Origin of the sequence: Streptomyces sp. NPDC002935 (assembly GCF_040611295.1) — a bacterium.
Taxonomy (GTDB): Bacteria; Actinomycetota; Actinomycetes; order Streptomycetales; family Streptomycetaceae; genus Streptomyces.
Map to the genome: position 1 here is coordinate 1 of NZ_JBEXNW010000082.1, position 5,864 is coordinate 5,864.

The following is a 5,864-nucleotide window of genomic DNA, read 5'->3' on the forward strand; positions in this document are numbered from 1 at the left end:
GGTGCGGAGCACCTGGTGCTCACCAGCCGCCGCGGCCCCGCGGCGCCCGGCGCCGCCGGCCTCAAGGCCGAGCTGGAGGAGGCGGGCGTACGCGTGACCGTCGCCGCCTGTGACGTGGCCGACCGCGAGGCGCTGGCCGTGCTGCTCGCCGAGCACCCGGTGAACGCCGTCGTCCACACGGCCGGCACCGCCGAGGCGGGCATGCTCGCCGAGACGAGCCTCGGCGCCTTCGCGGCGACGGTCGCCGCGAAGGCCCTCGGGGCCGTGCACCTCCACGAACTGCTCGGCGATCAGGAGCTGGACGCCTTCGTCCTCTTCTCCTCCATCTCCGGCGTGTGGGGAGGCGGCGGGCAGGCCGCGTACTCGGCCGCGAACGCCTTCCTCGACGGCCTGGCGCAGCACCGGCGGGCCCGCGGCCTCGCGGCGACCGCGATCGCCTGGGGCCCGTGGGGCGAGGGCGGCATGGTGGCCGACGCCGGGGACGAGGAGCGGCTGCGGCAGCGCGGCTTGACCGTGCTGCGGCCGGACCGGGCGATCTCCGCGCTGCACGGTGCGCTGAGCGGCGGGGACGGCACGGTCACCGTGGCCGATGTGGACTGGGAGCGGTTCGTCGTCCCGTTCACCATCGGCAGGCCGAGCGCGCTGCTGAGCGACCTGCCCGAGGTCAGGGACGCCCTCGCAGAGAAGCCCACAGAGCGAGCCGCGGAGCCGTCCGCGCTCAAGGCGAAGCTGTCCACACTGTCCGAAGGCGAACAGCAACGCCTGCTCGTGGACACGGTGTGCGCGCACGCGGCGGCCGTACTCGGCCACAGCGGCTCCGCGGCGGTGGATCCGGACCTGGCGTTCCGGGACCTCGGCCTCGACTCCCTGACCGCGGTGGAGCTGCGCAACCTGCTCAGTGCCGACACCGGCCTGACCCTGCCCGCGACGCTGGTCTTCGACCACCCGACGCCCGAGGCGATCGCCCGCTACCTGCGGAGCGAACTCGCCGACGAGACGGGCCCGGAGGAGGTGTCGGTCTTCAGCGAGCTCGACCGGCTGGAGTCGGTGATCTCGACGGCCGCCTCGGCCGAGGAGACGCACCGGTCGGGGGTGCGGAGGCGGCTGCAGGAACTGCTGTCCCTGGTGAACTCCGCCGGAGAGCAAGGCGCGGAATCCGCCGATGCGCAGCAACAGCTCCAGGACGCGACGATCGACGACATTTTCGATCTGATCGATCAAGATCTAGAAAATTCCTAGTTCTTGGCGCTCTACCTTTAACGACAGCCGAGGACGGATGAGGCGGATGAGTAGCAAAGAAGACAGGCTTCTCGAGTATCTCAAGCGCGTCACCGGGGACCTTCGTCAGGTCCGTGAGCGCCTTCGTGAGGCCGAGGAGAAGGACCAGGAACCCATCGCGATCGTCGGTATGGCGTGCCGGTATCCGGGCGGGGTGCGTTCGCCCGAGGACCTGTGGCACCTGGTGGTCTCCGGTGGTGACGCGGTCGGCGACTTCCCGGCGGACCGGGGCTGGGACGTGGAGGACATCTACGACCCGGACCCGGATGCGACGGGGAAGACGTACGCGCGCCGCGGTGGATTCCTGTACGAGGCGGGGGAGTTCGACCCGGGGTTCTTCGGGATCAGCCCGCGTGAGGCCGTGGCGATGGATCCGCAGCAGCGCCTGCTGCTGGAGACCACGTGGGAGACGTTCGAGCGGGCCGGCATCGACGCGGAGTCGGTGCGCGGGAGTCGTACCGGAGTCTTCGTCGGCTCCGGCTACCAGGACTACGTCAACCTCCTGGTCGGGGTGGGTGGCGAGTCCGACGGCCATCTCGGGACCGGCAACTCCGCCAGTGTGATGTCCGGCCGTATCGCCTACACCTTCGGCCTGGAGGGCCCGGCGGTCACCGTCGACACGGCGTGCTCGTCGTCGCTGGTGGCGCTGCACTGGGCGATCCAGGCGCTGCGCGGCGGCGAGTGTTCCATGGCGCTGGCGGGTGGCGTGCAGGTGATGACCACGCCTACCGCGTTCGTGGAGTTCAGTCGCCAGCGCGGGCTGGCCCCTGACGGGCGGTGCAAGGCGTTCGGCGCCGGCGCCGACGGCACCGGCTGGGCCGAGGGCGTCGGCATGCTCCTGGTGGAGCGGCTGTCCGACGCCCGCCGCAACGGGCACCAGGTGCTGGCCGTCGTGCGGGGCAGCGCAGTCAACCAGGACGGCGCGTCCAACGGTCTGACCGCGCCGAACGGCCCCGCGCAGCAACGGGTCATCCGCCAGGCCCTGGCATCGGCCGGCCTGTCTCCCGCCCAGATCGACGTCGTCGAGGCGCACGGCACGGGCACGACGCTGGGCGACCCGATCGAGGCACAGGCGCTGCTCGCCACCTACGGCCGGGAGCGGACGGAGGAGCGGCCGCTGTGGTTGGGCTCGCTGAAGTCCAACATCGGTCACTCGCAGGCGGCCGCGGGTGTCGGCGGCATCATCAAAATGGTCATGGCCATGCGCCACGGAGTGCTCCCGCAGACCCTGCACGTAGACGAGCCGACGCCGCACGTGGACTGGTCGGCGGGCGCGGTGCGGCTGCTGACCGAGGCCGTGGAGTGGCCGGAGACCGATCACCCGCGCCGGGCCGCGGTGTCGTCCTTCGGCGTCAGCGGCACCAACGCCCACACCATCATCGAACAGGCCCCGCCGGCCCAGGACGAGGAGCCCGCAGGGGCTCTCGTCGACGGCCCCCTGGCGTGGGTGCTCTCCGCCAGGAGCGACGCGGCGCTGCAGGCCCAGGCGGCCCGGCTGCGGCCCTTGGTACGGGGCGAGGTCCGGCCGCAGGACATCGGGCTGTCGCTGGCCACGACCCGCGCCGCCATGCGTCACCGGGCCGCGGTCGTGGGGGAGAACCGTGAGGAGCTCCTCCGCGGGCTCGAGGACCTGGCCACCGGGACCCCTTCGTCCCGTGTGCTCCTGGGGCGCCCGGCCGGCGGCAAGACCGGCTTCCTCTTCTCCGGGCAGGGCTCGCAGCGCATCGGCATGGGGCGCGAGCTGTACGCGGCGTTCCCCGTCTTCGCCGCGGCCTACGACGAAGTGTGCGCGCACCTGGATGCCCCGGTCGACGTCGATGCCGAAACGCTTCACCGGACCGGGTGCACCCAGCCCGCGCTCTTCGCGGTCGAGGTGGCCCTGTTCCGGCTCCTCGAATCCTTAGGCGTACGGCCCGACTTCGTCGTGGGCCACTCCGTGGGCGAGATCGCCGCCGCGCACGTGGCCGGTGCGTTGTCCCTCGACGACGCGGCGAAGCTGGTGTCCGCGCGTGCCGCGCTGATGCAGGCCCTGCCCGCGGGCGGCGCGATGGTCGCCGTGCAGGCAACCGAAGAGGAAGTCCTGCCCCGCCTCACCGACGGGGTGAGCATCGCCGCGGTCAACGGCCCCTCGTCGGTGGTGGTTTCCGGTGACGAGACGGCGGCCCTGGCGATTGCCGCGGGCTTCGCCGAGCAGGGCCGCAGGACGTCGCGGCTGAAGGTCAGTCACGCGTTCCACTCGCCGCTGATGGACCCGATGCTGGAGGAATTCGCACAGGTCGTCCGTGGCCTGGCCTTCGAGAAGCCACTGCTCCCCGTCGTCTCCAACCTCACGGGTCAGCTCGTCGAGGCCTACACCCCCGAGTACTGGGTCCGGCACGTCCGTGCGGCCGTCCGCTTCGCCGACGGCGTCCGGACCTTGCACGACCTGGGCGTGAAGACCTTCGTCGAGATCGGCCCGGGCGGTGTCCTCAGCGGCATGGCGCAGGGCTGCGTGGACGACATCGTCACCATCCCCGTACTCCGAGCCGACCGCCCCGAGCAGCAGGCCCTCGTCACCGCGCTCGCCGAACTGCACACGCACGGCGTGTCCGTGGACTGGCACTCGTTCTTCGCCGGCGCGCGCAGGACCGACCTGCCGACCTACGCCTTCCAGCGCGAGCGGTACTGGGTCGACGCCCCGCAAACCGTTGCCGCCGCCGAAGCGGACCCGGTGGACGCGGAGTTCTGGGAGACCGTGGAGCGCGGGGACCTGCAGGCCCTCGCCGAGACCCTGGACATCGGCGCAGGGGACAAGTTCGGCGACGTGCTGCCGAGGCTGTCGTCGTGGCGGCGGCAGCGCAAGGAGCAGTCCACCCTCGACGACCGGCGCTACCGCGAGTCGTGGAAGCGCCTGGGCGAGCTCGGTCCGGCCGGCATCGGCGGCACCTGGCTGTTAGCCGTGCCGGAGGAGGAGAACGAGCAGACCGCCGCGGTCCGCACCGCGCTCACCGCCCGCGGCGCCACCCTGAAGACGCTGGTCGTCGGCGCGGCGAGCCAACGCGCCGGTCTCGCCGGGGAACTTGCCGGAATCGGGCCGGTCGACGGCGTGCTGTCCCTGCTCGTCACCGGCGACCCCGTGCTGCCCACCCTGCTGCTCGTCCAGGCCCTGGGCGACGCGGGCGTCGAGGCCCCGCTGTGGTGCCTCACCTCGGGCGCGGTGGCCGTGAGCGGTACCGACGCCGTACGCGACGCCCGGCACGCCCAGGTCTGGGGCCTGGGCCGCACCGTCGCCCTGGAGCTGCCCCGGCGCTGGGGCGGCCTGATCGACCTGCCGGAGTCCGTCGACGACCAGGCCGCCGTACGCCTGGCCGACGTGCTGGGACAGGCGCTGACGGGCCGGTGGGAGGAGGACCAGCTCGCTGTCCGCGCTTCCGGTGTCTTCGCCCGGCGGCTCGCCCACGCACCGGCACGGGCGGCCACCCGCCGCTGGCAGCCTCGCGGCACCGTCCTCATCACCGGTGGTACGGGCGCGCTGGGCGGCCACGTCGCCCGCTGGCTGGCGCGCGGCGGCGCCGAACACCTCGTCCTCACCAGCCGCCGGGGCGCGGACGCCCCGGGCGCCGCCGCCCTGCGGGACGAGCTGGAGGCCCTGGGCGCCCGCGTCACACTCGCCGCCTGCGACGTGGCCGACCGCGACGCCGTGGCGGCCCTGCTCGCCGAGCACGTCTTCACCGCCGTCGTGCACGCCGCCGGGGTCGCCGACGCCGGCACGGTGGACGCCACCACCCCGGCTGCGTTCGCCGCCGCGCTCGCCGCCAAGGTCGGCGGCGCGGCGCACCTGGACGAGCTGCTGGGCGATCAGGAGCTCGACGCCTTCGTCCTCTTCTCCTCCATCTCCGGCGTATGGGGCAGCGGCGGCCAGGCCGCCTACGCCGCCGGCAACGCCTTCCTCGACGGCCTCGCCCGGCAGCGCCGGGACCGCGGCCTCACCGCGACCGCGGTCTCCTGGGGCCCCTGGGCCGACGGCGGCATGGTCGCGGACGGCGACGACGAGGAGCGGCTGCGCCGCCGCGGCCTCCGCGCGATGACCCCCGCATCGGCGATCACCTCCCTGCAGCGCGCGCTGGACCGCGACGAGACCCTGCTGACCGTGGCCGACGTGGACTGGTCGCGCTTCATCGTGCCGTTCACCCTCGGCCGACCCAGCCCGCTGCTCGGCGACCTCCCCGAGGTGCGCGCGACGCTCGCGGAGGACACCCCCGAGGCGGGCCACGGCTCCGGTGCGCTCGCCGAGAGCCTGGCCGCGCTGTCGCACCAAGACCGCGCACGCGCCCTCGCGGACCTCGTGCGCACGCACGCCGCCGCCGTCCTCGGCCACCGCGGAGCGGGCGCCGTCGAGGCCGACCGGCCCTTCCGGGACCTCGGCTTCGACTCCCTGACCGCGGTGGAACTCCGCAACCGGATCAACGAGGCCACCGGCCTCGCCCTGCCCACGACACTGATCTTCGACCACCCCACGGCCGCGGACCTCGCCGCCCACCTGCTCGCCGAACTCACCGGCGGCCAGGCCGCGGCGGTCGCGGCGGTCGCGGCGGCCGCGACCGCCG

General features: G+C 73.6%; 2 protein-coding genes. Both read left to right on the forward strand.

What is annotated here, in order from left to right:
* A partial coding sequence (locus tag ABZX90_RS43615) for an SDR family NAD(P)-dependent oxidoreductase (RefSeq protein WP_355213704.1) occupies positions 1-1,239 on the forward strand: 1,239 nt, incomplete at its 5' end.
* Between the two features lie 46 nt (positions 1,240-1,285).
* Positions 1,286-5,864: type I polyketide synthase (locus tag ABZX90_RS43620; RefSeq protein WP_355213705.1), on the forward strand; the 4,579-nt coding region annotated here is incomplete at its 3' end.